Annotated in this window: 27 protein-coding genes; 18 read left to right on the forward strand and 9 right to left on the reverse strand. The window is 71.1% G+C overall.

All coding sequences use genetic code 11. The features are described from left to right. Positions 1-209 precede the first annotated feature (209 nt). The 6 genes from MNO14_RS01570 to MNO14_RS01595 all read right to left on the reverse strand — a co-directional run bounded on the left by MNO14_RS01570 (position 210) and on the right by MNO14_RS01595 (position 5744). Complete coding sequence (locus MNO14_RS01570; RefSeq protein ID WP_241945066.1) at positions 210-836, reverse strand: DUF2894 domain-containing protein; 627 nt, start codon at positions 834-836, stop codon at positions 210-212. Then, the gene (locus tag MNO14_RS01575) at positions 826-1464 is read right to left on the reverse strand and encodes an OmpA family protein (RefSeq protein WP_241945067.1); all 639 of its coding nucleotides are present in this window, start codon (positions 1462-1464) and stop codon (positions 826-828) included. The genes MNO14_RS01570 and MNO14_RS01575 overlap by 11 nt, the downstream gene beginning before the upstream one ends. Beyond that, positions 1461-3812, reverse strand: coding sequence for a DUF802 domain-containing protein (locus tag MNO14_RS01580; protein ID WP_241945068.1), 2352 nt, complete (start codon positions 3810-3812; stop codon positions 1461-1463). The genes MNO14_RS01575 and MNO14_RS01580 overlap by 4 nt, the downstream gene beginning before the upstream one ends. Positions 3813-3825: 13 nt before the next feature. Beyond that, positions 3826-4530: a DUF3348 domain-containing protein gene (locus MNO14_RS01585; RefSeq protein WP_241945069.1), complete on the reverse strand. Its 705-nt coding sequence runs from the start codon at positions 4528-4530 to the stop codon at positions 3826-3828. A 331-nt stretch (positions 4531-4861) separates the two neighbouring features. After that, complete coding sequence (locus tag MNO14_RS01590) at positions 4862-5137, reverse strand: helix-turn-helix transcriptional regulator (protein ID WP_241945070.1); 276 nt, start codon at positions 5135-5137, stop codon at positions 4862-4864. Between the two features lie 184 nt (positions 5138-5321). After that, entirely contained in the window at positions 5322-5744 is a 423-nt protein-coding gene (locus MNO14_RS01595) for an H-NS histone family protein (protein ID WP_241945071.1), read from the reverse strand. A 507-nt stretch (positions 5745-6251) separates the two neighbouring features. On the opposite strand from MNO14_RS01595, the gene MNO14_RS01600 reads away from it, so the two are divergent. The 7 genes from MNO14_RS01600 to MNO14_RS01630 all read left to right on the forward strand — a co-directional run bounded on the left by MNO14_RS01600 (position 6252) and on the right by MNO14_RS01630 (position 15984). Beyond that, positions 6252-6956 carry a TorF family putative porin gene (locus tag MNO14_RS01600; RefSeq protein WP_241945072.1) on the forward strand — a complete coding sequence of 235 codons (705 nt, stop codon included), beginning with the start codon at positions 6252-6254 and terminating at the stop codon, positions 6954-6956. A 31-nt stretch (positions 6957-6987) separates the two neighbouring features. Beyond that, positions 6988-8757: a potassium-transporting ATPase subunit KdpA gene (locus MNO14_RS01605; protein ID WP_241945073.1), complete on the forward strand. Its 1770-nt coding sequence runs from the start codon at positions 6988-6990 to the stop codon at positions 8755-8757. A gap of 3 nt (positions 8758-8760) precedes the next feature. Further along, positions 8761-10830 carry a potassium-transporting ATPase subunit KdpB gene (gene kdpB, locus MNO14_RS01610; protein ID WP_241945074.1) on the forward strand — a complete coding sequence of 690 codons (2070 nt, stop codon included), beginning with the start codon at positions 8761-8763 and terminating at the stop codon, positions 10828-10830. Positions 10831-10840: 10 nt separating this feature from the next. Continuing rightward, on the forward strand, positions 10841-11446 hold the full coding sequence (gene kdpC / locus MNO14_RS01615) for a potassium-transporting ATPase subunit KdpC (protein WP_241945075.1): 606 nt from the start codon (positions 10841-10843) through the stop codon (positions 11444-11446). A 4-nt stretch (positions 11447-11450) separates the two neighbouring features. Then, positions 11451-14135 (forward strand): sensor histidine kinase KdpD, encoded by a 2685-nt coding sequence (locus MNO14_RS01620; RefSeq protein WP_241945076.1) that lies wholly within the window; start codon positions 11451-11453, stop codon positions 14133-14135. Further along, on the forward strand, positions 14119-14874 hold the full coding sequence (locus tag MNO14_RS01625; RefSeq protein ID WP_241945077.1) for a response regulator transcription factor: 756 nt from the start codon (positions 14119-14121) through the stop codon (positions 14872-14874). The genes MNO14_RS01620 and MNO14_RS01625 overlap by 17 nt, the downstream gene beginning before the upstream one ends. Before the next feature lie 129 nt (positions 14875-15003). Further along, positions 15004-15984: an NAD(P)H-quinone oxidoreductase gene (locus MNO14_RS01630; protein ID WP_241945078.1), complete on the forward strand. Its 981-nt coding sequence runs from the start codon at positions 15004-15006 to the stop codon at positions 15982-15984. 112 nt (positions 15985-16096) lie between these two features. Here the strand turns inward: MNO14_RS01630 and MNO14_RS01635 are convergent, their stop codons facing one another. Further along, entirely contained in the window at positions 16097-16657 is a 561-nt protein-coding gene (locus MNO14_RS01635) for a winged helix-turn-helix domain-containing protein (RefSeq protein ID WP_241945079.1), read from the reverse strand. Between the two features lie 301 nt (positions 16658-16958). Between MNO14_RS01635 and MNO14_RS01640 the strand changes: the two genes are divergently transcribed. The 10 genes from MNO14_RS01640 to MNO14_RS01685 all read left to right on the forward strand — a co-directional run bounded on the left by MNO14_RS01640 (position 16959) and on the right by MNO14_RS01685 (position 22100). Then, positions 16959-17633 carry a response regulator transcription factor gene (locus MNO14_RS01640; protein WP_241945080.1) on the forward strand — a complete coding sequence of 225 codons (675 nt, stop codon included), beginning with the start codon at positions 16959-16961 and terminating at the stop codon, positions 17631-17633. A 386-nt stretch (positions 17634-18019) separates the two neighbouring features. After that, positions 18020-18568: a glycosyl hydrolase 108 family protein gene (locus MNO14_RS01645; RefSeq protein ID WP_241945081.1), complete on the forward strand. Its 549-nt coding sequence runs from the start codon at positions 18020-18022 to the stop codon at positions 18566-18568. A 36-nt stretch (positions 18569-18604) separates the two neighbouring features. Further along, positions 18605-19156 carry a DUF2589 domain-containing protein gene (locus MNO14_RS01650; protein ID WP_241945082.1) on the forward strand — a complete coding sequence of 184 codons (552 nt, stop codon included), beginning with the start codon at positions 18605-18607 and terminating at the stop codon, positions 19154-19156. Between the two features lie 21 nt (positions 19157-19177). After that, positions 19178-19807: a DUF2589 domain-containing protein gene (locus MNO14_RS01655; protein WP_241945083.1), complete on the forward strand. Its 630-nt coding sequence runs from the start codon at positions 19178-19180 to the stop codon at positions 19805-19807. A 124-nt stretch (positions 19808-19931) separates the two neighbouring features. Then, positions 19932-20192, forward strand: a complete 261-nt coding sequence (locus MNO14_RS01660; protein ID WP_241945084.1) for a hypothetical protein — start codon at positions 19932-19934, stop codon at positions 20190-20192. Between the two features lie 27 nt (positions 20193-20219). After that, positions 20220-20564: a hypothetical protein gene (locus MNO14_RS01665; protein ID WP_241945085.1), complete on the forward strand. Its 345-nt coding sequence runs from the start codon at positions 20220-20222 to the stop codon at positions 20562-20564. Then, the gene (locus MNO14_RS01670) at positions 20564-20728 is read left to right on the forward strand and encodes a hypothetical protein (RefSeq protein ID WP_241945086.1); all 165 of its coding nucleotides are present in this window, start codon (positions 20564-20566) and stop codon (positions 20726-20728) included. Before MNO14_RS01665 ends, MNO14_RS01670 begins: the two co-directional genes overlap by 1 nt. 41 nt (positions 20729-20769) lie before the next feature. Then, the gene (locus tag MNO14_RS01675) at positions 20770-21450 is read left to right on the forward strand and encodes a hypothetical protein (protein WP_241945087.1); all 681 of its coding nucleotides are present in this window, start codon (positions 20770-20772) and stop codon (positions 21448-21450) included. 9 nt (positions 21451-21459) lie between these two features. Continuing rightward, positions 21460-21792, forward strand: coding sequence for a hypothetical protein (locus MNO14_RS01680; protein ID WP_241945088.1), 333 nt, complete (start codon positions 21460-21462; stop codon positions 21790-21792). After that, positions 21789-22100, forward strand: a complete 312-nt coding sequence (locus MNO14_RS01685; protein WP_241945089.1) for a hypothetical protein — start codon at positions 21789-21791, stop codon at positions 22098-22100. Before MNO14_RS01680 ends, MNO14_RS01685 begins: the two co-directional genes overlap by 4 nt. A gap of 18 nt (positions 22101-22118) precedes the next feature. On the opposite strand, the gene MNO14_RS01690 is transcribed toward MNO14_RS01685, so the two are convergent. Next, positions 22119-22574 (reverse strand): GNAT family N-acetyltransferase, encoded by a 456-nt coding sequence (locus MNO14_RS01690; RefSeq protein ID WP_241945090.1) that lies wholly within the window; start codon positions 22572-22574, stop codon positions 22119-22121. 164 nt (positions 22575-22738) lie between these two features. Between MNO14_RS01690 and MNO14_RS01695 the strand changes: the two genes are divergently transcribed. Continuing rightward, complete coding sequence (locus MNO14_RS01695; protein WP_241945091.1) at positions 22739-23965, forward strand: MFS transporter; 1227 nt, start codon at positions 22739-22741, stop codon at positions 23963-23965. A 34-nt stretch (positions 23966-23999) separates the two neighbouring features. Here MNO14_RS01695 and MNO14_RS01700 read toward each other — a convergent pair whose 3' ends face one another. After that, on the reverse strand, positions 24000-24602 hold the full coding sequence (locus tag MNO14_RS01700) for a DUF2585 family protein (RefSeq protein ID WP_241945092.1): 603 nt from the start codon (positions 24600-24602) through the stop codon (positions 24000-24002). Position 24603: the final 1 nt, after the last annotated feature.

Raw genomic sequence — 24603 nt, forward strand, 5'->3', positions numbered from 1 at the left:
AGATGGCGGCCCCGACGGCAAGGCCGTCGCGCGGTACGGGAGTCGAACCTCTCGTTGCACCGCCGCCGGGAAGACCGCGCTTCCCCGGGCGGGTCGGGAGCATGTCGCCATGATCCGGACGCAACGAGCCGGCCATATTGCCGGAACGGGTGCTTGGATGCAAGGCGCGTGACGACACGCGCGCTAGGCGGAGCGGCTGGGGGCCTGCTTCAACTGCCCTCGCCCTGTCGCCGGCGCGATTTCGATCGAGCGCGCGGCTTGCCCGCCGGTGTCGGTGCCGCCGTCTGGCCCGGCAGGGCACCGGCCTCCTGCAATTGCGCCAGGCCGGACAGGGTGTCCACGTAGGCCAGGAAGTGCTCCAGGTACTCGGGCGAGACCTGGCGCATCAGGGTCAGCGAGCGGTGCACCAGGCGGGCCGAGTTGAGCGGGCCGGCGTCGTCGGACGTCTTCGCCAGCGAACGCCGCACCTGGCTGCCGATGCGCACGGCCGACCACAGCCGCCGGAACGTATCGAGCGCGGGCAGCTCGGGGTAGCGCGCCGCGTCGTGTCCGGTGCACATCGAGCGCGCCAGTGCGCCCAGCGGACCGGGTGCCGCCGGCTCGGGCGCGGCGTCAGGCGCGGCCGTTGCAAGACCTGCATCCAGGGCCTGGGCCAGCGCGCCTGCACGTCGCAACAGCGCCGTGCGTGGCGGACCTTGCAGGCGCTCGGCGCGCTGCAACAATGCCGCCACCGCATGCACGCGCAGCGGTTGGCGCCGGTCCAGGCCTTGCGCGCGCCAGGCGTCGAGCCGGGCGTGCAGGGCCGCGGGATCGGGCTGGGTGGCCTCAGCGGCCATCGCGCGCGGCCGGGTTGCGCGGCACCGGGGCTATCTCGACCCGGCGGTTGCGTGCGCGGCCCTCGGCATCGGCGTTCGAAGCGACCGGCTGCTGCGCGCCGAAGGCTGCGGCGAACACCGAATCGGCCGGCACCCCGTCACCGACCAGCGCGCGGGTCACGGTCAGCGCGCGCTGCGCCGACAGGTCCCAGTTGTCGGTGAAGTGGATGCGGTCACGCAGCGCACGGTCGTCGGTGAAGCCGCTGACCATCAGGATCTCGTCGCGTGAGGCCAGGTACTCCGACAGCGGTCCGGCCAGGCTGCGCAGCAGGTCGCGGCCCTCGGGCTGCAACTGGTCGGAGGCATCGGCGAACAGCACGCTGCCGCGGATGCCGATGCGGCCGTCGACCAGCGTGATGCGCCCGGCCGCCAGCGGCGCGGCCAGGGCCTGCTCCAGTGTCTGCAGGCGTTGTTGCTCCGCCTGGCGTTGCGCGATCTCCGCGTCGAGCTTCATCTCCAGCTGCAACTGCACGCCAATCACCCCGACCAGGATCAGCACGAACGCGCCGAGCAGCACCGACATCAGGTCGCCGAACGCGGCCCAGACGGGGGCGGCGCCCGCGTCGTCGCTGTCGAGCTCCAGGCTCATGCTGCGCTGGCCTGGCGGCCGCCCAATTGCTGCAGTTCCTCGACGATCTGTCGTTGTGCCAGCACGCTCAGGTCCACGACCTCGCGCGCCTGGGCGACGTAGTAGGTCAACTGCTCGTCGCTGCGCGCCAGGGCCTTCTCCAGCGTGTCCTCGATCCGCGCCAGGCGCTCGGCCAACTGCGCATTGGCCTCGCCGAACACCTGGGCCGCGGCGCCGAAGGCTTCGCCCAGGCTGGCGACTTCGGCCGCGCCGACGGTCACCTGGTCGGCGACCGCGCCGAGCTTGCCGGTCTCGGCCTCGACGTGGTCGGTGAAGCGGGTGCCCACGCGTTCGAGCAGGTCGGCAGAGGTCGCGACCAATGCGTCGATTGCCGCGCGCTGTTCGGTCGAGGCGTGGTTGACCGCGCCCAGCAAGGTGTCGAGGGTCGACAGCATCTGCGTGCGCTCCTCAAGCATCGCGGTGTCGCGGGCCATGCTGTCGGACAGCGACTGGCGCAGCTCGGCGATCACCTCGGCCGCGGCCCGCGGCGCCTGCGACGCGGTGTCGATCAACCGCGAGATCTCGGCGATCGTTTCGCCGGCATGGGTGCGCGTCTGTGCGGTGATGGTGTCGGCAGTGGCCGCCAGCGTGTCGCAGATCGCCTGCTGCTGACGGGCGGTCTCGGCGCCTGCCTGCGCCCAGTCCTCGCGCAGTGCGCCTGCCAGCGCGGCCAGGCTGTCGGTCCAGGCGGCCAGCCGCGTCCGGTCCTGCTCGGCGAGTGCGGACTGCAGCGCACCATGCGAAGCATCGACGCGCTCGAGCAAGGCGGCCGAATGCCGCTCGAACGCCGTCGCGGCCGCGGTCAGCGCCTGCTCGTGGCGGTCGGCCTGCGCATCGTGCGCGTCGGTCTGCTGCGACAGCGCCTGGCGCCAGCCGTCGGCGATCTGCCCAGTGGTCGCCTCCAGTCGCGTCGCGACACCGTCCACCAGCGTCGTCGTGCGCTGCTCGAAGGTCTCGCCGACACCCGCCAGCGTCTGGCGCAGATCGGTCACAAGCGCGGCTTGCGCGGCCTGCTGGCCGGCCAGCGCCTGCTGCCAGCGCTCGGTGACCTCGGCCGTCGACGCCGCCAGGCCGGCGGTGACCGCTTGCAGCTGGCGATCCACCCCGTCGGCGACCGTGTCGTGCAGTGTCGCAGCCTGCGTGGCGGTGGCATCGAGGCGCGCGACGACCGCATCGAGCAGTCCGCTGGCGCGCTGCTCGAAGCTGGCGTTGAACCCCGCCAGCGCTGCCTGCAGCTCGCCGGTCAGCGCCGCACTGGCGGCCTGCTGGCCGTCGAGCGCCTGCTCCCAGCGTGCGGCCACGGCGTGCGTGGAGCCCTCGAAGCCTTGCGTCAACGCCTGCAGCTGGCGGTCCACGGCCTCGGCCACGCGCGTCTGCAGCGCCGTGGTTTCGCGGGCCAGTGCCGCCATCGTGGTCTCGAACACCGGCTGCAGCGCCGCGGTCGCGGCCTGCGCGCTCTGCGCCACGCTGGTCTGCAGCGAGCGCTCCACCGAGGCGGCGAGCTGCGTGTACACCGTTTCGGTGCGGGCGTGGAACGTGGCCTGCTGCGCCGCCTGGCGCTCGCCCGTCGCCTCGGCCTGCTGCTCGATCGTCGCCATCATCGCCTGCAGCCGGTCGACCAGCGCCGGCATCGTGTCGACCTGGCGCTGCAACAGGCGCAGGGTTTCTTCGTGCCGGTAGGCGTGGGAGTGCGGGCGCAGCGTCGTCGCGATCGCAGCGTCGAGCCCGTGCACGATCGTTGCCCGCTCGCGCCGCACCAGGGCCGAAGCCAGGCCCAGCATCGCCGAGCTCGCGATGCCCGCGATCGACGTGCCGAACGCAAAGCCCAGCCCCTTGACCGGCGCGGCCAGCGAATCGCGGATCGCCTGCAGGTCGGTCGCGCTTTCCAGCGCCAGTCCAGTGCCGCGCAGCATCGCCATCATGCCCAGCAGGGTGCCGAGCATGCCCAGCAGCACCAGCATGCCGACCAGATACGGCGTGAGCGCAGGGACCGGCAGCGCGGTACGCGCGCCCTCGACCCGCAGGCGCACGGCGGCGCGCAGCGACGGGTCGAGCCGGTCGAGCCAGTCGCCCAGCGACGGCGGCGTCGTCGACAGTCCGGCCACGGCATCGGCCAGCGTCGCCGTCGCGCGGCGGTAACGCCACAGTTCCAGCGCACCGGCCGCGTAGCAGACGCCGATCAGCAGCGTGACCGCGAGCGCCAAAGGGTTGGTGCCGAGGTAGCCCAGCGCGATCCAGGCGATTGCGGCCAGGCCCAGCGCGAGCGCCAGGGCGGGGAGAAGAGACAGCGCGCGAGAACGTGAGGACATGGGCATGACTGCGTCAGGGGGTGCGAAGCGCGGCGAGCAGCGCGTCCACCGGTTGGAAACGGACATCCAGTTCGGCGCTCAGTACGCCCTGCATATCCCTGCGAAAACCATCGAGCCAGGCGTCGTGCACCGTAGGCTCTGCGTCGGCCGCGGCTGCGCGCAGCCGCTCGAAATGCGCTTGAAGCAGCGCCGGCACCGCCCCCAGCAACGCGGACTCGCGCGGGGCCAGTGCGCCCTCCATGACCGCATCGACCTCGGCCAGCCGCGCCGCCTGCGCCGAGCGCTGAGCCAGCATTTCGCGCAGTTCCCCGCGCAGCCGCCCGGCCGCGGCCTGCATCGCGCGCTGCAACGTCAGGCAGCGCTGGCGCAGCGGCGCGAAGTCGGGCGCGGGATCGCTGGCAGTGTTGCCGAGGTTGGCATCGTCGGATGGTGCACCGGGTTGCGGCGTCGCCAGTTCGGGCGCGCTGGCGATGGCCTGCGCCAGCGTCGCGCGGACCCGTGCGCAGGCCGCGTCGGGGTCGTGCGCGCTGGGCGTCCCCGGCGCGTCCGGTGGCGCCGGCCGTGCGTCGAGCACCTTCGACAGCGCCACCGCCCGCGTCCAATCGATCCACTCGCTCAGTCGATCGGCCGGCACCAACGCCGCCCGCGCGGCCTCGGCATCGGTCAGTCGGGCCAGCAGCCGGACGAACGTCGGACCCTGGAGGGCGGGGCGGGGCAAGAAATCCACAGGGGAGGCGCGCAAAAGACGGCGATTTTACAGGCCCCCGCGGCCCAGGGGGTCGCTCCGGTGGCGCCCGCCCGCCGCGTCGAAAGCCGCGGTTGTGCTTCGCTGGCGCGGGTTGGGCCGCGCAACGGCGGTCTGACGCGCAGCGCAGCCTCGCCCGCCGGCACGGCCGCCGGCGCGATGTGCGGGCCGTCGCGGCTTTGCAGGCGGGCAGTCAGCCACACCATTGTTCAGGAGCCACCGCGACTGGATCGAAGCGGTGATCGCCTGGAGGCGGTCGGCTGGGCGCGTTGGCGACGGGCACGACTCGGGCACCGCGCGCACTTCATTTGCGTGCCGAGCCCCGCGTATCCGGTGCGCGTGTCGCCTTGTCGAACTTCCGGACGAAGGCCACCAGGTCCTGACCGCAAGCCTGGCAGTACTCCTGCAATTGCAGCAGATCGAGCCGGCGCACGCCGCGTTCGACGTCGCTGACGTAGGACTGGGGCCGCTCCAGCCGTTCGGCCAGCTGTGCTTGCTTGAGGTCGGCCTTGTCGCGCATCTCGATCAGCAGGGCCAGCAGGAGCTTGTACTCGGGCTTGTGGATCGACTTGCCGGGCATCCGGGTGTCCTCATTGGAAGTGGCAGTACCGTATATCCGGAATTCCGGTATCCGAAAAAGCAGATGGCGCGTCGGGGCCGATCGGGCTCCCGCCGCCGCCTCGCTTCGGCGCCCGCCCATGCGTCCAGAGCCCACGAACGCTCGTCCGACGGCAGCGGGTGGCCCCAGCGGTTGGGCGTGTGCGTCAGGCGTGCTTGAACACCGTCCGCTGACCGATCGGCGCGCTCTTCTTCGCCGTCGGGCGGGCGAGCCCGGGGATGAGGAAATCCGCGGCGTTCTGGCCGCGCCGTGTCTTCTCGGCCAGCCAGCGCGGCATCCGGCCGCGGCCCGACCAGGTGTTGCGCCGGTTGTCCGGGTCGCGGTACTTCACGGCGGCCTTGGCGCGCTTGCGCTTCCTGGCAGGTGCCGCGGCACTGCGTGGCGTGGACGCAGACGGCGTGCCGACGAGTTCCTCGATTGCATAGCCCTGGGACGCGGCGAAGGCGATCAGGTCTTCACGCACCGCCGCCAGCGGTCGCCGGCGGGCCAGCACTGTCCTGCGTTTCTCGGCAGCGGCCAACAGGGCATCGAGCTCGCGCACGCCGAGCGCATCGATTTCAATCTTCATGCCGTCAGCGTCGGGCCGAGCCGATGAGGTGTCAAGTCCGTGAGAGGCGCCGAAGGCGTCGGGTCGGTGCCGACGAGACGGCATGCAGGCACGCTGTCGGATGGTCGATGCGTACCGCCTGGGGAGATCAGGTGCGTCCGTCGACCGCCGAGACGAGGCGGCGTATCGCCGAGCGATGCGAGCGCATTGGCCCGCTGACGCGATGCCGGGCCCGGCGTTCAGCGCCGGGCCCTCAGATTCGCCTACTCGCAGCGGAACCTGACGTCCGCCGTCGCGCGCTTGCCTGCGGTGGCGAACGTGGCGGTGTGATTGCCTGAGTGATGGGCGAGGCATGTGGGGGCGGCGCGAATGTGCGCAGGCCCATGCGACCTTGTGCGTCGGCAGGCACATGGCCCATCGGATTTACGACGAATTTACGACTGCGCCCGGGTCGCCGCATGGAGACTTTACGGCCGAAGCGTCGACACTGCGCGGCATCGGCGGAGCCTGTCCGCCAGGACCGATGTCATGGATCGTCGTACCGCCACCACACGTCGGGTCGCGCTGTCGCTCGCTTTTCTGGCGCCGCCGCTCGGCAGCGCTGCGGCCACCGAGTTGTCTGGCAGCGCAGCGCTAACCAGCGATTATGTCTGGCGCGGCACCAGCCAGAGCGATGAAGAGCCGGCCCTGCAGGCGGGCATCAAGATCGCCGGCACGCGCGGGCTGTATGCCCAGGCCTGGGGCTCGGACGTGCGCTTCGCGCCGCAGACGGCCGCCTCGCATGAGCTCGACCTCGTGCTCGGCTGGGCCGGGCCGCTGTCGGAGGCGTTCGCGTTCGATGCCGCGCTCACGCATTACCGCTATCCCGGCGCAGCGGTTGATCTGGATTGGACCGAGCTCGGCGCTACGCTGACCTGGCGCACGCGCGCCTGGCTGCAACTGGCGCATGCATCCGATGCCTTGGCGAGCGGCGCGCCGGGCACCTACGCGCAGATGGGCGTGCGGATCCCCGTCGGCGACCGTCTCTGGTGCGAGATCGCGGTCGGCCGCTACCGGCTGCACGCGGCAGGCGGCGACAACGACTACACCCACGCCCAAGCGGGCGTGGTGTGGACGCTCGCACCGCCGCTGGCGCTGCGACTGACGATGCACGACACCAGTGCATCGGCGCAGCGTGCGTTCGGCGGCTGGGCGGGGTCGCGACTGGAGGCGGCGCTGCAAGCGTCGTTCTGACCATGCTTCTTCATCGCTACGGATGCGCGTCATGATCGAATTCTTGGTCTCTCTCGCCCTGGCCGTCGTGCTGGCCTGGCCGCTCGGGCGCTATCTCGCCGCAGTGATGCGCGGTGGCCCGGCGCCGGGCGATCGCGTGTTCGCACGCCTGGAGCGACCGCTGTACCGGCTGCTCGGCGTCGACCCGACCGTCGGCATGGGCTGGAAGGCGTATGCGGGTGCGTTCCTCGCCAGCAACGTCGTGTTGCTGGTCCTGGCGACCGCAGTGTTCATGCTGCAGGCGTGGCTGCCGCTCAACCCCAACGGGGCGCCGAACATGCGTTGGGACTTGGCGCTGCACACGGCGATGTCGTTCCTGACCAACACCAATCAGCAGCATTACGCCGGTCAAGCGCAGCTCTCGCATCTGGCGCAGATGACGGCGATCGTCGGGCTGCAGGTAGCGACGCCGATGATGGGGCTGGCGTTGGTCGTGGCGACCTTGCGTGGCCTGTTCGGTGGCCGCGCGGCATTGCAGACCGGACCCGACCTGCACGTGGCGCCCGACGTCGTCGCGGCATCGGCCGGCGATGCGCGCCGGCGCATAGCTGCGCATGTCGACGTCGGCAACTACTGGGCCGACGTCATCCGCCCGACCGTGCGCGTCATGCTGCCGCTGTGTCTGCTGTGGTCGCTGCTGCTGACGGCGCAGGGCGTGCCCTCGACCCTGGCAGGTGGGCCTGAGGCGACACCGCTCGACACGAATGCGGAGATGACCCACCAGAAGATTCCGCTCGGCCCAGTCGCGGCGATGGTCGCGGCCAAGCAACTGGGCAGCAACGGCGGCGGCTGGTACGGGCCCAACAGCGCCACGCCGCTGGAGAATCCGACGCCGCTGTCCAACCTGCTGGAACTGCTGGCGATCGTGCTGCTGCCGGTGTCGGTCGTGGCGATGGTCGGCAGGTTCACCGGCCGGCGTCGATTCGCCGCGCTGGTGTTCGGGTGCATGTTGGCGATGTCGCTGCTGTCGGGGGCCGCCGCGCTCTGGGCCGAGCGCCACGGACCGGCCCCGGTCGAGGCGGCGCTGATGGAGGGCAAGGAGGTGCGCTTCGGGGTCGATGCCTCCGCGGCCTGGGCGGCGCTGACGACGCAGGTCAACAACGGCTCGGTGAACATGATGCACGACTCGGCGGCGCCGCTGACCGGGTTGGTGGCGATGGGCAACATGCTGGTCAATGCGATCTGGGGCGGCATCGGCTGCGGCCTGCAGCAGTTCCTGGTCTATCTGCTGCTGGCGGTGTTCGTGGCCGGGCTGATGACCGGGCGCACGCCGGAGCTGTTCGGCCGCAAGATCGAGGCGCCGGAGGTGCGCCTGTTGGCAGTGCTTGTCTTGCTGCAGCCGGTGGTGCTGCTGGGGCTGACCGCGGCGACGCTGGCGATGCCGTCGCTGGCGGGCACCTCCAATCCAGGCGCGCATGGAATCGGCCAGGTGTTCTACGAGTACGCATCGGCGTTCGCCAACAACGGCTCGGGTTTCGAAGGGCTGGCGGATGCGTCAATGTGGTGGAACCTGACCACGACCGCGGCGCTCGCGCTCGGCCGCTATCCGGCGCTGGTGCTCCCGTTGGTCATCGCGGCGCTGCTCGCGGCCAAGCGCGCGGCGCCCGAGAGCGCCGGCACCTTGCGGATCGAGACGCCGACGTTCGGTCTGACGCTGCTGGCGATCGTCGCCGTGCTCACGCTTCTCCAGTTCATGCCGGTTCTGGTACTCGGGCCTGTGGCCGAGCATCTGGCGCTGGCCTCGGCCCACGCGGGGACTTGATCGATGACCGCCCTTTCCCAAGACGGCGCGCCCGTGCGCGGGACCAATCCCGGCCTGTTCGATGCCGGCATTCTGCGCGCGGCGGCTCGCCACGCCTTCGTCAAACTTGCACCGCAGCACGCGATGCGCAATCCGGTGATGGCCGTGGTCTGGCTCGGCACCCTGCTGACCGCCGCGCTGACCGTGACCGGTCGGGTCTCGTCGCCCGGGCTGGGCTGGGCGGTGACCGGATTGCTGGCGATCACGGTGCTGTTCGCCAACTTCGCTGAGGCGATGGCCGAGGCACGGGGCCGCGGACAGGCCGCCTCGTTGCGGCGCGCGCGCCAGGATCTGGTCGCACGTCGAGTCCCCTCGGCGCAGGCCACCGAGGCGCCGGAGCGCGTGGCCGCGTCCGCGCTTCGACCCGGCGATCTGGTGATCGTGTCGGAAGGCGAGTTGGTGCCGGCCGACGGCGAGATCGTGCTTGGCCTGGCGACGATCAACGAGGCGGCGGTCACCGGCGAATCGGCCCCGGTGCTACGCGAGGCGGGAACCGACCGCAGTGGCGTGATCGGCGGGACCAAGGTGCTGTCGGATGAGATCGTCGTGCGGGTCACGGTCGAGGCCGGGCACAGCTTCCTCGATCGCATGATCGCGTTGGTCGAGGGGGCGAACCGGCAGAAGACGCCCAACGAAGTCGCGCTCGGCCTGCTGCTGGCGACCATGACGCTGACGTTCCTGGTCGTGGTGGTCACGCTGCCGGCGATCGCGGGCTTCGTCGGTGCAAGCCTCGATCCCTTGTTGTTGATCGCGTTGTTGGTGTGTCTGATCCCGACCACGATCGGCGGGCTGCTGCCGGCGATCGGCATCGCCGGCATGAACCGCGCGCTGTCGGCGAATGTGCTGGCGAAATCGGGCAAGGCGGTCGAGGTGGCCGGCGATATCGACGTGCTGCTGCTCGACAAGACCGGCACGATCACCCATGGCGATCGCCAGGCGACCGCGTTGCATCCGCTGGCGGGAATCGACCCCGACGCGCTGCGCGAGGCCGCACTGCTGGCCTCGCTCGCCGATCCCACGCCCGAGGGCAAGTCCATCGTGCGGTTGGCGCGACGACCGGGCGCGTCGCTCGAAGCCCCCGCTCAGGCGCACTTCGTCGCGTTCACTGCACAGACGCGCATGAGCGGTGTGGACCTGGGCGGCGGCGACACACCCCGGCGCATCCGCAAGGGCGCGATGGACGCGATCGTCGCGCATGTCGCGGCGCTGGGCGGCACGGTGCCGACGGAACTGCGTGCCCGCGTCGAGCAGGTCGCACGCGGCGGCGCCACACCGTTGGTCGTTGTCGAAGGCCCGCACGTGCTCGGCGTGGTCGAGCTGTCGGACGTGGTCAAGACCGGCATCCGCGAGAAGTTCGCGCAACTGCGCGGCATGGGCATCCGCACGGTGATGATCACCGGCGACAACCCGCTGACCGCCGCCGCGATCGCCGCCGAGGCCGGGGTCGACGACTACATCGCCGAGGCGCGCCCGGAGGACAAGCTCGCGCGCATCCGGGACGAGCAGGCGCAGGGCCGGCTGGTGGCGATGGTCGGCGATGGCACCAACGATGCGCCGGCGCTGGCGCAGGCGGACGTGGGCCTGGCGATGCACGCCGGCACCCAGGCGGCCAAGGAGGCCGGCAACATGGTCGATCTGGATTCCGATCCGGCCAAGCTGCTGCGGGTGGTGGAAGTGGGCAAGCAGCAGCTGATCACCCGCGGCGCGCTGACGACGTTCTCGCTGGCCAACGACGTGTCCAAGTACTTCGCGATCCTGCCGGCGCTGTTCGCCGCGTCGGTGCCGGCGCTGGCGGCGCTGGACGTGATGCGGCTGTCGAGCCCGCGCAATGCGGTGATCGCGGCGCTGGTGTTCAACGCCGCGATCATCCCGCTGTTGATTCCGTTGGCGCTGCGTGGCGTGCGCTTCCGCGCCTCCGGGGCAACGGCATTGCTGCGCCGGAACATGCTCGTCTATGGCCTGGGCGGCGTGGTGCTGCCGTTCGCCGCGATCAAGCTCATCGACCTGGCGCTCGCCGCCACTATCGGCCTGTAGAGGAGTCCCCATGACCGCCTTTCCGTCTTCGCATCCGGCTGGCCTGCTCCGGCCGGCCCTGGGCCTGGCCCTGATCACGCTGCTGGTCGCGGGCCTCGGCTATGCGCTGCTCGCCACCGGGCTCGGACGCGTGCTGTTCCCGGTGCAGGCGCAGGGCAGCCTGCTCGAGCGCGACGGCCGCATCGTCGGCTCGTCGCTGGTCGGCCAGCCGTTCGTCGGCGCGCGCTGGTTCGTATCGCGTCCCTCGGCGGCCGGCGACGACCCGATGGCGATGGCCGGCAGCAATCTGGCGCGCGGCAATCCGGCGTTGCAGGCCGAGATCGCAGCCGCACGCCAGGCCGTCGCCGCGCGCGAGGGCGTCGCCGCTGCGGACGTGCCGGACGAGTTGATCACGCGTTCGGGCAGCGGCATCGACCCGCATATCGGGCCGGCGGCGGCGCGCGTGCAGGTCGCGCGGGTCGCGGCGGCACGCGGCCTCGACCCGGCGCGGCTGCAGGCGCTGGTCGATGCCCATACCGAGGGCCCGACCTTCGGCCTGTTCGGTGCGGCGCGGGTGAACGTGCTCGCGCTCAACCTCGCCCTCGACGCGCAGGCGCAGGTCGACGGCGCACAATAAGCCAATGCCCGCCGACCGCGACGCCCGCGCCGATGCCTTGCTGGCCGATGCCGTCCGCGCGCACGGAGGGGGCCGCCTGACGGTGTTCCTGGGCGCTGCGCCCGGCGTCGGCAAGACCTGGGCGATGCTGGCGCGGGCGCGCGAGCTGCAGGCGCAGGGCCATGCGGTGCTCGTGGGCTTCGTCGAGACCCACGGCCGGGCCGATACCGCCGCGTTGCTGGACGGCCTGGAGGTGCTGCCGCGTCGGCGCCTCGCCTACCGGGACCGCTGGCTCGAAGCCTTCGATATCGACGCCGCGCTCGCCCGGCGACCGACGCTGGTGCTGGTCGACGAACTCGCGCACCGCAACCCACCGGGCAGCCGCCACGGGCGGCGCTGGCAGGATGTCGTCGAACTGCTCGATGCCGGGATCGACGTGCATACGACGGTCAATGTCCAGCACCTGGAGAGCCTCAACGACGTCGTGTATGCGATCACCGGCGTGCGCGTGACCGAGACCGTGCCCGACAGCGTGTTCGACCGGCTGCGCGACATCCGCCTGGTCGACCTGCCGCCGCGCGACCTCATCGAGCGGCTGGAGGCGGGCAAGGTCTATCTGCCCGAGCAGGCGACGCAGGCGCTGCAGAGCTTCTTCACGCCTTCCAACCTCGCCGCGCTGCGCGAACTGGCGATGCAGGTCGCGGCCGATCGCGTCGATGCCGACTTGCGCGAATCGCAGGCCGCCCACGGGCGCGCCGGACCGGCGTTGCGACGCCGGGTGCTGGTCGCGATCGACGGGCTGGGCACGTCCGAGTACCTGGTGCGCGCGGGCCGGCGCATCGCCGAGCGTCGCGACGCGCCCTGGACGGTGACCACCGTGCAGTCGGGGGCGCCGCCCGATGCCGAACGGCAGCTCGAGCTCGACCGCGCGTTCGCACTCGCCCGCAGTCTCGGCGCTGCGACCGAGGTCGTGCACGGCGACGAGGTCGCCGCTGCATTGCTCGACCAGGCCGAGCGCGTCGGCGCGTCCTCGATCGTGCTCGGCCGCACCCGCGAGCGCCCCGTCGCGCGCGCGTTCAACCGCACGCTCACCCAGCGCCTGCTGCAGCGGGGCGCACGCTTCGAGCTGGTGATCGTTGGCACGCCCGACGCGCGCGCGCGGGCACGTCGGGCGGGGCGCGGCGATCGCACGATGCGCGGTCGCGGCGTCGCATGGGCCGTCGGCGTCACCCTAGGCGCGGTGGCGCTGGGATGGGGGGCGCAACGCTGGCTGCACCTGGACGATCTGTCGATGCTGTTCATGCTCGCAGTCGTGCTGGTGGCCGCGCGCACGCGCATGTCCACGGCTGTGGTCACCGCCGTGCTGAGCTTCGCCAGCTACAACTTCTTCTTCATCGAGCCGCGCTTCACCTTCCAGATCGCCGCCCATCGCAGCGTGATCACGGTGACCTTGTTCCTGATCGCGGCGCTGGTCGCCGGACGGCTGGCCTCGCGGCTGCGCCAGCAGGTGCTGGCGCTGCGCGCTGCCAATGCGCATGCGACCGGCCTGCAGACGCTCGGGCGCGAGCTCGCCGCCGCGGCCGACCTCGGCCAGGTGCTGGCGGCCGGCCGCGACGCGTTGGCGCAGGGACTGGGCGCGGAGGTCTGGATCCAGTTGGATGAGACCGCGAGCACGTCGACGCTGCCCGACGGGCTCGACCGGGCCGCGGTGGACTGGGTGCATCGCCACGGCGAGCCGGCGGGTCGCGACACCGACACCTTGTCGGCATTGCGCTGGTGGCTGCTACCGGTCCGCGACGGCGATACCGTCCACGGCGTCGCCGCGCTGCGCTTCGAGGCGCAGGCCCCGCGCCCCGGGCTGGAGCAGCGTCGGCTCGCGCAGGCGATGCTCGACGATATCGCGCAGGCGGCCTCCCGCGTGCGCCTGGTCGGCGCGCTCGAGCGGGCCCGGGTCGAAGGCGAGACCGAACGCCTGCGCGCGGCGTTGCTGTCGTCGGTGTCGCACGACCTGCGCTCGCCGTTGGCCTCGATGATCGGCTCGGCCGGCAGCCTGGCCAGCTACGGCGAGGCGATGGAAGCGGCGGACCGGCGCGCGCTGCTGGAGACCATCGTGCTCGAGGGCGAGCGTCTGGACCGCTACATCCAGAATCTGCTCGACATGACCCGGCTGGGCCATGACGGGCTGTCGCTCAATCGCGACTGGATTGGCGTTGACGAACTCGTTGGCTCGGCGGTCACGCGGCTGCGCCGCTATCGTCCCGACGTCCGCGTCCTGCTCGATCTTGCATCCGGCTTGCCGCCGCTGTGGGTGCATCCGGCCCTGCTCGAGCAGGCGCTGTTCAACGTGCTGGAGAACGCGGCCGGATTCTCGCCGCCCGGCGAGCCGATCACGGTGGTCGCGCGCCTGTTGCCGGGCGCAGCCCCTGACGCCGGGCAGGATGTGCTGCGCATCGATGTCGCCGATCGCGGCCCCGGCATTCCCGACGAGGAGCGCGCGCGTATCTTCGACATGTTCTACAGCGTCGAGCGCGGCGATCGCGGACGCAAGGGCACCGGCCTGGGGCTGACGATCTGCCAGGGCATGGTCGGCGCGCACGGCGGTGCAGTATCGGCGTTGCGCGGGCCCGATGGCATCGGCACGCTGATCCGGATCGAACTGCCCTTGCAGCACCCGCCCGCCCCGGAGCCCGACCATGCCGGCGACATCTGATTCCGCTGCGCCGATGCCCGCGCGCATCCTGGTCGTCGACGACGAGCCGCAGATCCGGCGGTTTCTGGACATCAGCCTGCGCGCGCAGGGCTACCGCGTCGCGCTCGCCGAGGACGGCAGTCACGCGCTGGCGCTGCTGGCCGAAGGCGGCGCCGACCTCGTGGTGCTCGACATCGGGCTGCCCGACATGGACGGGCATGCGGTGCTGCGCGAGATTCGCGGCTGGTCGCAGGTGCCGGTGGTGATGCTGTCGGTGCGCAACGACGAGGGCGGCAAGGTGGCCGCGCTCGATGCGGGCGCGAACGACTACGTGACCAAACCGTTCGGCACCGCCGAACTGATGGCGCGGATCCGCATGCTGCTGCGCCAGCAGGCACATGGCCCGGACGAGGCGCCGGTGTTCGACGACGGCCACCTGCACATCGACCTGGCGCGCCGCGAAGTGCGCTTGGACGGCGCGCCGCTGGCGCTGTCGCGCAAGGAGTACGCCTTGCTGTCGATGTTGCTGCGCAATGCCGGCCGCGTGCTGACCCAACCGCAACTGCTGCGCGAGATCTGGGGACCCAGCCACACCGAGGATGCGCATTACGTGCGCATCCTGGTCGGCAAGCTGCGCGCCAGGCTCGGCGACGATGCCGCCGCGCCGCGTTACATCGCGACCGAGCCGGGTGTCGGGCTGCGCTTCATTGCTCTGGACGACGGCGCGACCGACGGTGCGGGCGAGCGGCGCGGCGTATAGCGGCACCGCCGCGTTGTTTCGGCGCGCCGGTTGCGGCCTGCCGTGCACCGGACCCGCAGGCTGCACCTGGTCGTCAGACGGGCGCCGGTATGCTCTGGCGCTTCGCGATCGCCTGACCCGAGGAGTGCCATGCCGAAATCGACCATGACCGCCATCGCCATCCGCGGCGGCAAGGGTGACGCGGATGCGCTGCATCCGGTCGAACTGCCGATGCCGGTGCCGGCGGAGGGACAGGTGCTGATCCGGGTGCGTGCGGCGGGCGTCAACCGGCCTGACATCGTGCAACGCCTCGGCAGCTATCCACCGCCGCCCGGCGCGCCGGAGACGCTCGGCCTGGAGGTGGCGGGCGAGATCGTGCACGGCGCAGGTCGGTGGCGCCCGGGCGACCGGGTCTGCGCGCTGCTGGGCGGTGGCGGCTATGCGACCCACGTGGTGGCCGACGCCCGCCACGTATTGCCGATGCCGGACGGGTTGGACTGGGTCCACGCCGCCGCGCTGCCCGAGACCGTGTTCACGGTCTACGCCAACGTGTTCGAACATGGCGCCTTGCAGGCCGGCGAATGGCTGCTGGTGCACGGCGCGACTTCGGGCATCGGCGTGGCGGCGATCCAGATGGCGCGCGCGGCCGGGGCGCATGTGCTGGCGTGCAGCCGGGGCGCGGAGAAGGCCGCGCAGGCGCGCGCACTGGGCGCCGACGTGTCGGTCGATACGCGGACCGAGGATTTCGCCGAGGTCGCGGGTGCACACGGCGGCGTCGACGTGGCGCTGGACATGGTCGGCGCGCCGACGTTCGAGGCGACGTTGCGCGCGCTCAATCGGGGCGGGCGCATCGTCTACATCGCCGCGCTGGGCGGTGCGGTGCTGGAGGTGCCGGTGATGAGGCTGATGCAGAAGCAGGCCGTCCTCACCGGCTCGACATTGCGTCCGCGCAGCGCCGACGAGAAGGCGCGCCTGGCCGAGGCGGTCGAACGGGTGGTGTGGCCGTGGATCGCCGAGGGACGGGTCCGCGCGGTCGTCGACCGCACTTTCCCGCTGGCCGACGCCGCGGCCGCGCACGCCTATCTGGAGGCCGGTGCGCATGTCGGAAAGGTGGTGCTCGAGGTCGCATAGGCACGCACCGGCAATCACCCGCAGCAGGCCGGCGCCGCGCGCGCGATTCCAGGCGCTCGATCGCACATGCGAGAACCGATGGCCCGCGGCTTGACCACCGGGTTGTGCCGGCTCAGCCGACCGGCGGCCCGTGCTCGGATCCACGACACCGCCGCAGCAAGGCTGCGCACAGCGTGCGCAAGCGGCGGTTGTCGCGGGCCAGGCGTGCGAGGACCAAGGCATCGACGCCGGCGTCTGCCGCTCGCGATGCAGGATCGAGGACATCATCCAGTGCGCAGGCGCCCGCCACCAGCGCCGCGGCATCGGCCTCTGCGCTCGCGACCCCGCCGTGTGCGATGAGCGGTGCCACCGGGACCAGCAGCCGGTAGCCGCGCCGGTGCAGCGTGTCGATGTAGCGCGGGGCCTGGGCACTGTCGCCCAGCGCCGCGCGCAACAGCGCCACGTGCTTGTGCACCGCGTTATCGCCCAGGTCCTGCCCGGGCCAACAGGCATCGAGTAACGCGTCGGCGCTGCGGACCGCGCCGTTGCTCGCGGCCAGCGCGCACAGCACGGTCATGGTCCTGGGTTCCAGATGGCGGCGGTGGTCTGCGCGCAGCAGGCAGCCCTCTGCGGGAACGACGATCCAGTCGCCCATCCGGAATCGGCGCCAGATCGCCGGGGTCTTGTTCGCCATTCGCCCTCCTGTGGCGCCGGCGCGGATGCCGGTGTCTTCGCGAATCCATGTCCGTTGGAACGCGCGCACGTGCGATCGGCGCGGGTCGCGCATCGGCGGATACCGTGGTGCGCCGCCGGCCCGGAAGCTTTCCGGAAGGACTTTGGGCGGGCGTGCTGGCGATGCTCGGTCCGGGGGCGGCGCTCGCCGCGTCATCGACGCTAGGGAGGGGAGCGATGATCCGGCGACGGCATGTGAACGAGGCGACCGCGCATTGGCGCGAGGTGTTGGGCTCAGGCCTGGGAATGCGCGGAGGTGCGCGATGACGCTGCGCATTCTGCTGGTCGACGGCCAGACGATGGTGCGCGACGGTGTACGTGCATTGCTCGCCGGCGACCCACAATTCGAGATCGCAGGGGTGGCCGGCGACGGCCTGGAGATGCTGCGGCTGGCGCGGCGCCTGGCCTTCGACATCGCGGTGGTCGAGCCTGCGATGTCGGGCATGAACGGCATCGAGGCGACCCGCCGCCTGCTGGCGAGAATGCCCGAGGCACGCGTGCTGTGCCTGGCGCATGCCGGTAGCCACAGCGCGGTCAAGGAGGCCTTCGATGCCGGCGCGCGCGGCTATGTGCTCAAGCGCGATTCGCTGGAGGTCCTGCTCGCTGCGCTGCGCGGCGTGGCCGGCGGCCGCATGGTGCTCAGTCCGGGATTGGAAGCGGTGTTCATCGATGCCTACCGCAACCGCGATGTCGGCTTGGGGCCGTCGCCGCTGACCGGACGCGAACGCGAGGTCACCCAGCTCTATGCCGAAGGCTGGTCGACGCGGCAGATCGCCGCGCGGCTGCACATCAGCGAAAAGACGGTGGCGACGCATCGCGAGCATGTGTTCGCCAAGCTCGGCGTCATGGGCATCGCCGGCCTGACCCGCTATGCGTTGCGCGAAGGGATCAGCCGACTGGACGAAGGCGGCGCCGATGGCGCGTACGGCGCCCGCTGACGGTGTGCGTGCTGCGCGCGGGCTCGACGCGCCACTCGGGTGCGATGTCGCCCGAGCGGCTGCGGCTGGCACGCACACGCGCGTGCGCACTGTCGGGCAGGGCAACGGCAGAAGGCGTGTCGACATGCGGGTGCCGGCTCCGGTCTCGCGCAGCGGCGCGTGCTCGGCACTGTTGTCGCCGGTCGTACGGCGCGCCATCGGTGCGATGCCGATCCTTGGCGACGCCAGCGCCGATGCCACGGGCGCGAACGCTGCACGCCTGCGCACACGGGCCATGCAAGGTCGGCAAGCGCGCACCGCGGTCTCGGCATCCTGCCGATGGGCCCCGGGCACGGCGTCGAGGAGGCTGCATCCATCGCACAGCGCACCCGCGCAACGAGGATGTCATGGCCGACTTTCAACGCTTCTTTCCCCATTTGCTGCGCTTCGAGGGCGGCTACGTCAACGATCCGGCCGACCCGGGCGGCGCGACCAACAGGGGCATCACCTTCGCCACTTTTCGCCGGCATGCGCAGGCGTTGCTGGGCGTGACGCCCAGCCTGGATGCATTGCGCGCGCTGACCGATGCACAGGCCGCGGTGCTCTATCGCCGGCTGTACTGGGACCCGGTGCATGGCGACGCGATCGCCCTGCAGCCGCTGGCCGAGATCGTGTTCGACTTCCACGTCAACGCCGGCGCCAATGCCATCAAGCTGCTGCAGCGCGTGCTCAACGACTTGGGCGCGCAGCCGCGGCTGCAGGTGGACGGCGCGTTCGGCCGCGGCACGCTCGCCGCGCTCGAAGCGGCCGATCCGGTCGCGGTGTACCTCGCCTATCGCAAGGGCCGCATCGACTACTACCGCACGCTGGTCGCGCGTCGCCCCTCGCTGCAGCGCTTCCTGCGCGGCTGGCTGGCGCGGGTCGAGGCCTTTCCCGCCGATCCCGCGGCCGGTTGAACGCATCCCCGGCGCCTGCCGGCAAGGACTCCCGACATGACGACACAGACGACGCTCAACAGCCTGATCGAGGCGCTCGCAGGCGCGGTGATCGAGGCGCAGGACCGGATCGAGCAACACCAGACCGCGCACCTGGGCGAGTTCTTCGACGAGGACAACCGACCCAAGAGCGTGGTGATCCGGCTGCCATCGATGCATCCCGACGCGCAGCCCGGCGATGAGGATCTCTACCGGGCGCCGTTGCTGCCGCTGGTGTCCACCAATGTGCTGCGCATCAAGGACGTCGAGATCACCTTCGACGCCGACCTGGGCGGGTTGACCGCGCGTGAAGAGCAGACGCCTGCGCGCGACGATCCGCCCGAGCGCGCCTGGGCGCGCCGCGGCAGCGGGTCCCGGCCCTGTATCAACGTCGACACCGGCGCGGCGGTCGCTGGTGGACAAGGCTCCGTCCACGTTGTGTTGCGCGTGGAGGGCTCCGAGCCGACGGACGGCGCCGCCAGACTCATCAACCATCTCGCGCAGACCCAGGGCGTCTTTCGCACGGTCGGCCAGAGCTGGCCGCCCGAGGAGGGCGACCTTCCGGTCTAGCGGACTTCAAGGAGCAATGACATGGCAAACGAACTCGTCAACATTTCCGATCAGTTCCAAGGGTTGCCGATGGGCGATCTCATCGGCGGACCGCTGAACGCGGCCTGCGATGCGCAGGTCCGGCTTGCGCAGGCCACAGCCGATTTCATCAAGGTGATCGGCTTCCTGCCGCCGGCCGATCCGGCGAACGACCCCACCGGCGTCGGCGACACGCGCACCGCCACATTCCGCTTCAAGCGGCCGGTGGACAGCATCGATCCGGCCAACCCCGACATCCACGAAGAGGAAGTGGAACTGGAGGTGCCGCTGCTGGCGATCGTCAAGGTGCCCAACCTGTCGATCAGCACGGTCGACGTCACTTTTGACATGGAGGTGAAGTCGTCGTTCTCCAGCAAGGACAGCACCGACGCCTCGGCGAGCCTGGACGCGACGATGCAGGTCGGCTGGGGGGTGTTCAGCGCCAAGGTCCGCATCCAGGGCTCGGTCGCCACGCACAAGGAGAACACCCGCTCGTCGGACAATTCGGCCAAGTACCACGTCAACGTGCACGCCGAGGACAACGGGTTGCCCGAAGGTCTGGCGCGGGTGCTCGACATCCTGCAGACGGCCTGTGCGCCGAGAAAGATCAGCGCACCGGTGCCGGTGACCTGATCGCATCGCGCCCGCGCCGCGTGCGCGGGCGCACTTTCGCAGCGATCGACATGGAAGGCGGGACGCCGATGACGGCGACGCCGTCCGGCGTCGATGGCCGCCGAACCCGCACCGGGAGCATCCGATGTTTGATCTGAGCGAGGTGAAGTTCGTCAAGCGCATCGTCGTGGGCACCGACAATCCCACGCGCATGCGCACCGACGAGGAAGTCGAGGCGGCCCGCGCGCTGCTCAATCGCTGCCTGACCGACGCGCCGCGCGGCAGCATCGTCGGGCTCGAGAAGAGCTTCACCATTCTCCAGGTCGGCGAGCATCAGGTGGTGCTGCAATGGCTCTGCTACCACGTCGGCTTTCCGCGCAAGCCCGCCTGGATGGAGGGCGCCTGAGTGGCGACCCAGCGCTATCCGCTCGCCATGCTGGTCGACGCCTTCCAGGGCGCCGTGCGTGATGGGCACGCGCGCATGGAGGCAGTCTTCCAGCGCTGCCGACACGAGGCGTTGATGCGGCTCGCGCACGGTGGCACCGCACTCGAGAACCTGCGCCCGTGGCGGCGACATCGCCTCGCCCATGCCGAACTGCATGTCGCCTGCACCGTGCGGCGGCATCCCGACGGCCGCGTGCATGCGTTGCGACTGCTGGGGCGCCGGCGCGGGCGGGAGGTCGTGCACCGGCTGCGGGTCGAACTGCATGGCGAGGACTGCGAGGAGGTTCGGGTGTACTTCGATGACCTGCCGTTGCCCACGGACGGGATGCGGTGATGAGACGCACCATCGAGTTCGGACTGACACCGGAGATGGCCGAGGCGATCGCGCGTTCCCTGCCGCCGATCCCGCAGCGCAGGCGAAGCGTCGCCTGGCTCGTGGCGACGGCAGCGGCGGGGTTGGCTGCGGCAGTCGCATCGGCATGGCGCGTGTGGGGCTGATCGATCGCAATGGCGCGGTCGACGAACAGAGGACAGCGAACATGGACAGATGGACACTTCGAGGCGTCGCGCTGCTGGCCGCCTGGCTGCCGGCATTCGCCGGACACGCCGCCGACGCCAACGCCAACGCCGACGTCTGGCTGGGCAGCGGATGGGACGGTCCGGTGCCGCATGCGGTGCGGTTGCAACTGACGCCGGGCGGCGGCGAACTGCGCCTCGGCGCGCCATGGGCGTGCCGGCTGCCGCTCAAGCGCGAGGGCACCGGCTACACGCCCGGGCTGTCGGTGAATGGCGGCACGGCCTGCGACCGTCTCTCCGGGCGCAGGCTGACAGTGCAGGTCGACGGTCAGCGCCTGCGTCTGGACGGGCTGTCGCTGACGTCGCTCACCTTGCGCCCGGCGGGCGATGCGGCCACTGCGAGTGGGGCGCGCACGCTGGCGCTGTCGGCGCCCGGCGACACCGCGGTCGAGCTGCGTCTGGTCGCTGCCGCGTTGGGCGAGCGCTCGGGCGAATGGCGGCAGGGCGGCGCGACCCCGTGCCGCGCCGTCCTGGAGTTGGCAGCCGTGGACACGGGGCAGCAGTGGCACGTGTTCACCGCGGGCACCAGCGGTGGAGGCTGCGACCGGTGGGTGGGCCGCACGGTCGTGCTGCCGAGCGCGCCGGGGGCGGCGGTCACGGTGCGCGGCGCGCGCGGCGCGGATGTCGTGCTTTCACCGAAGTGAGGACAGGCCATGGACAGCATGCTGATCCAACTGTGGATCGTCCTGGCCGGGGTCTGCGGCGCGCTGTTGCCGCTGGTCCTCGACGATGCGCCGTCGCGGCACCGGGCGATGGTGCGGGCGATCAGCGGCGCGCTGGTCGCGGTGTTCGTCGGGCCGGCGCTCAACGAGCGCTTCTTCGCCGGGGCCGGGGCTCACCTGCAGGCCGGCATCGCGTTCCTGGTCGGCTGTTTCGGACTGCAGGCGACCGCGATCGTGCAACGGCTGCTGCATCGTCGCGGCGATCGCATGGCCGAGCGGCTGGTCGAGCGCGTCGTCGGCCCTGACCCGGAGGAGCGTCGATGACCATCGCCTACCTCATCGTCACCACACTGCTGATCGTCGCCGCGCTGTGGATGATGACCGCCACCGGGCAACCCCGCGGCATCAAGTTGTGCGGCACGCTGGTTGCTGCCGGCGCCATCGTCGATGTCGTTGGCCTGGTTGCGGCGATGGCGACTGGACATGGCTATGCGGCCATCTGGCCCGGCGAACTGGTGCTCAACGGCGGCATGGCGTTGCTGCTGCTCGAATGGGCGCGGCTCGAACGCCGGCAGCGTCGCCGGACTGCACGCACGAAGGGCGCGGGCGGGCTCGGGCCGGCGGCGCGCTGACGGCACCGCCGGCGCGCGTCAGGGACGCTGCTTCTCCAGCCGGATGTCGCCGCCGCCGATGTCGGATGCCTGGCCCCAGCCCAGGCGGCGATAGAAGCCCTCTGCACGCGAGCCGCCGGCAGTCTCGAGCCAGGCGATCGAATGCCGCGCGAACAAGGCGCGCTCGGCCGGCGCCACGAGCGCCTTGCCGATGCCGCGGCCCTCGTGCGACGGCAGCACGAACGCGGCGAACAGCGCACCTTCGTCCAGGTCGACCATCGAAAAGCCCACGACCGTCGGCCCGTCGCAGGCGACCCAGGCGCAGGGCGCGTCCTGCAGCCTCTGTGCGATCGATGCGGGGGTGATGCCCAGGGCCGCGAGCGCATCGAGACTCAGCGCGTTCTCGTGCACCGAAGTGCGGACGTGGAAGATGCCGTCGATATCGTCGAGCCGCGCAGGACGCAGCGCGAACCCGGTGGTGACGTGGTCGTGCATGCGCACAGCATACCGGCGCGTGTGCGGGCGCATGACACGCCGACGGCGATGGCCTAGGCTTCGGTTCCCCACACACACGCATCCGGCGCCGCCGATGCGCCCCGAGGCCGCCGCGGACCACGCGGGCGCGCGGGCCGCGGCGCTCGCGATTCAACCGATCTTCGATGTCCGAGCCTTCGTCCCAGCCCCCCGCCGCCGTCGCATCCGATCCGACCCCGCCTGCGCAGGGCTTCGCGCTCGGCGTGGTCGGCGCCGCCGCGTTCGCGCATCTGCTCAACGACCTGATCCAGGCGACGCTGCCGGCGATCTTCCCGATGCTCAAAAGCAATTTCGACCTGAGCTTCGGGCAGATCGGCGGCATCGCATTGGTCTACCAGATCACCGCCTCGTTGCTGCAGCCGTGGATCGGCCTGTACACCGATCGCCACCCGATGCCGTATCTGCTGCCGGCCGGCATGGCGGTGACGTTTGTCGGTATCGCGACCCTCGCGGCGGCGCACAGCTATCCGATGCTGTTGCTGGCGGCGGCGATCGTCGGCGTCGGTTCGGCGACGTTCCATCCCGAGGCCTCGCGCGTGGCGCGGATGGGGTCGGGTGGGCGCTTCGGCACCGCGCAGTCGACATTCCAGGTCGGCGGCAACACCGGTCAGGCCATCGGTCCGTTGCTGGCGGCCGCGGTCGTGATTCCACATGGGCAGTCGGCGGTCGCCTGGCTGATGCTGGTCGCAGGGCTCGCGGTGTTCGTGCTGCTGCGGCTCACGCGCTGGTCGGTGCAGCACGGCCAGGCGCGGCTGGCGAGCCTGGCGGGCCGCCGCGGCAGCGGATTGCCGCGCGGCAAGGTCGTCCAGGCGATCGTGGTGGTGGCGGTGCTGATGTTCGCGAAGTTCGTCTACATCGCCTCGTTCACCAACTACTTCACGTTCTACCTCATCGAGCGCTTCGACTTGGGCGTGCAGCAGAGCCAGGTCTGTCTGTTCCTGTTCCTCGGCGCGATCGCGCTGGGCACATTCGCCGGCGGTCCGGTCGGCGACCGCATCGGGCGCAAGGCGGTGATCTGGATCTCGTTCCTGGGGGTGGCGCCGTTCGCGCTGGCGCTGCCGTATGTCGGGCTGATGGCGACAGTCGTGCTGGCGGTGGTGATCGGCCTGGTGATGTCGTCGGCCTTCGCCGCCCTTGTGGTCTATGCGCAGGAGGCGGTCCCGGGCCGTGTGGGCATGGTGTCGGGCGTGATGTTCGGTCTGATGTTCGGGATCGGCGGCATCGGCGCGGCCGCGCTCGGTCAACTGGCCGACGCGCGCGGCATCGTCTGGGTGTACCACGTCACCGCCTACCTGCCGCTGCTCGGGCTGGCGACCGCGCTGCTGCCGCGCACACCGGGCGGTCGGATCTAGGCGGGTCGCCTGCGCGTGGCCGCGATCACCGGCGCTATCTGAAGAGCCCGAGCACCAGGCGGCCACCGGCGAGCAGGAGGCCGTCATGGATGCGCAGGCTCACGCTCAGTTCGAGCGCCAGCGCCAGCACGACGATCCATCGCAAGGGCAGACGCGTGGCGATCGCGAAGCCGAGCATCGCAAAGCCGGTGTCGGCCAGCGAGTTGAGGATGCTGTCGCCGTGGTAGTCGGGCGCGGCGTTGGTCGCATTGTTCAGCAGCGCGATGACCCAGGGCGTGTTCTCGATGATCTCCCAGGCGGTGCTGCTGATCAGCGCCAGCACGGCGCGGTCGATGCGCGGCCAGCGCGGACGCAGCCAGGTGAAGACGAGATAGAGCCCCATCCCGAAGATGACGTGCAGCAGCGAGTAGGCATCGGCGGCCTGCTGGGAGTTCTGCGCGGGATCGTCGCTGAACTGCCACAGCGTGACCACGCCGCAGGGACAGACCAGGCTGCGACCGAGCATGCGCAGCCACAGCACGTGTAGGCCCAGCGTGGCCAGCACCACCAGGCTGTCGTGGCGCAGCCAGCGCAGGCGTGGGAAGGCCAGCCTGTCCTCCAGGCGCCAGCCCGAGCGCCAGGAGCGCGGCCGGGTCACA

It is taken from the genome of Luteimonas sp. S4-F44 (assembly GCF_022637415.1).
In the GTDB taxonomy this organism is placed as follows: domain Bacteria; phylum Pseudomonadota; class Gammaproteobacteria; order Xanthomonadales; family Xanthomonadaceae; genus Luteimonas.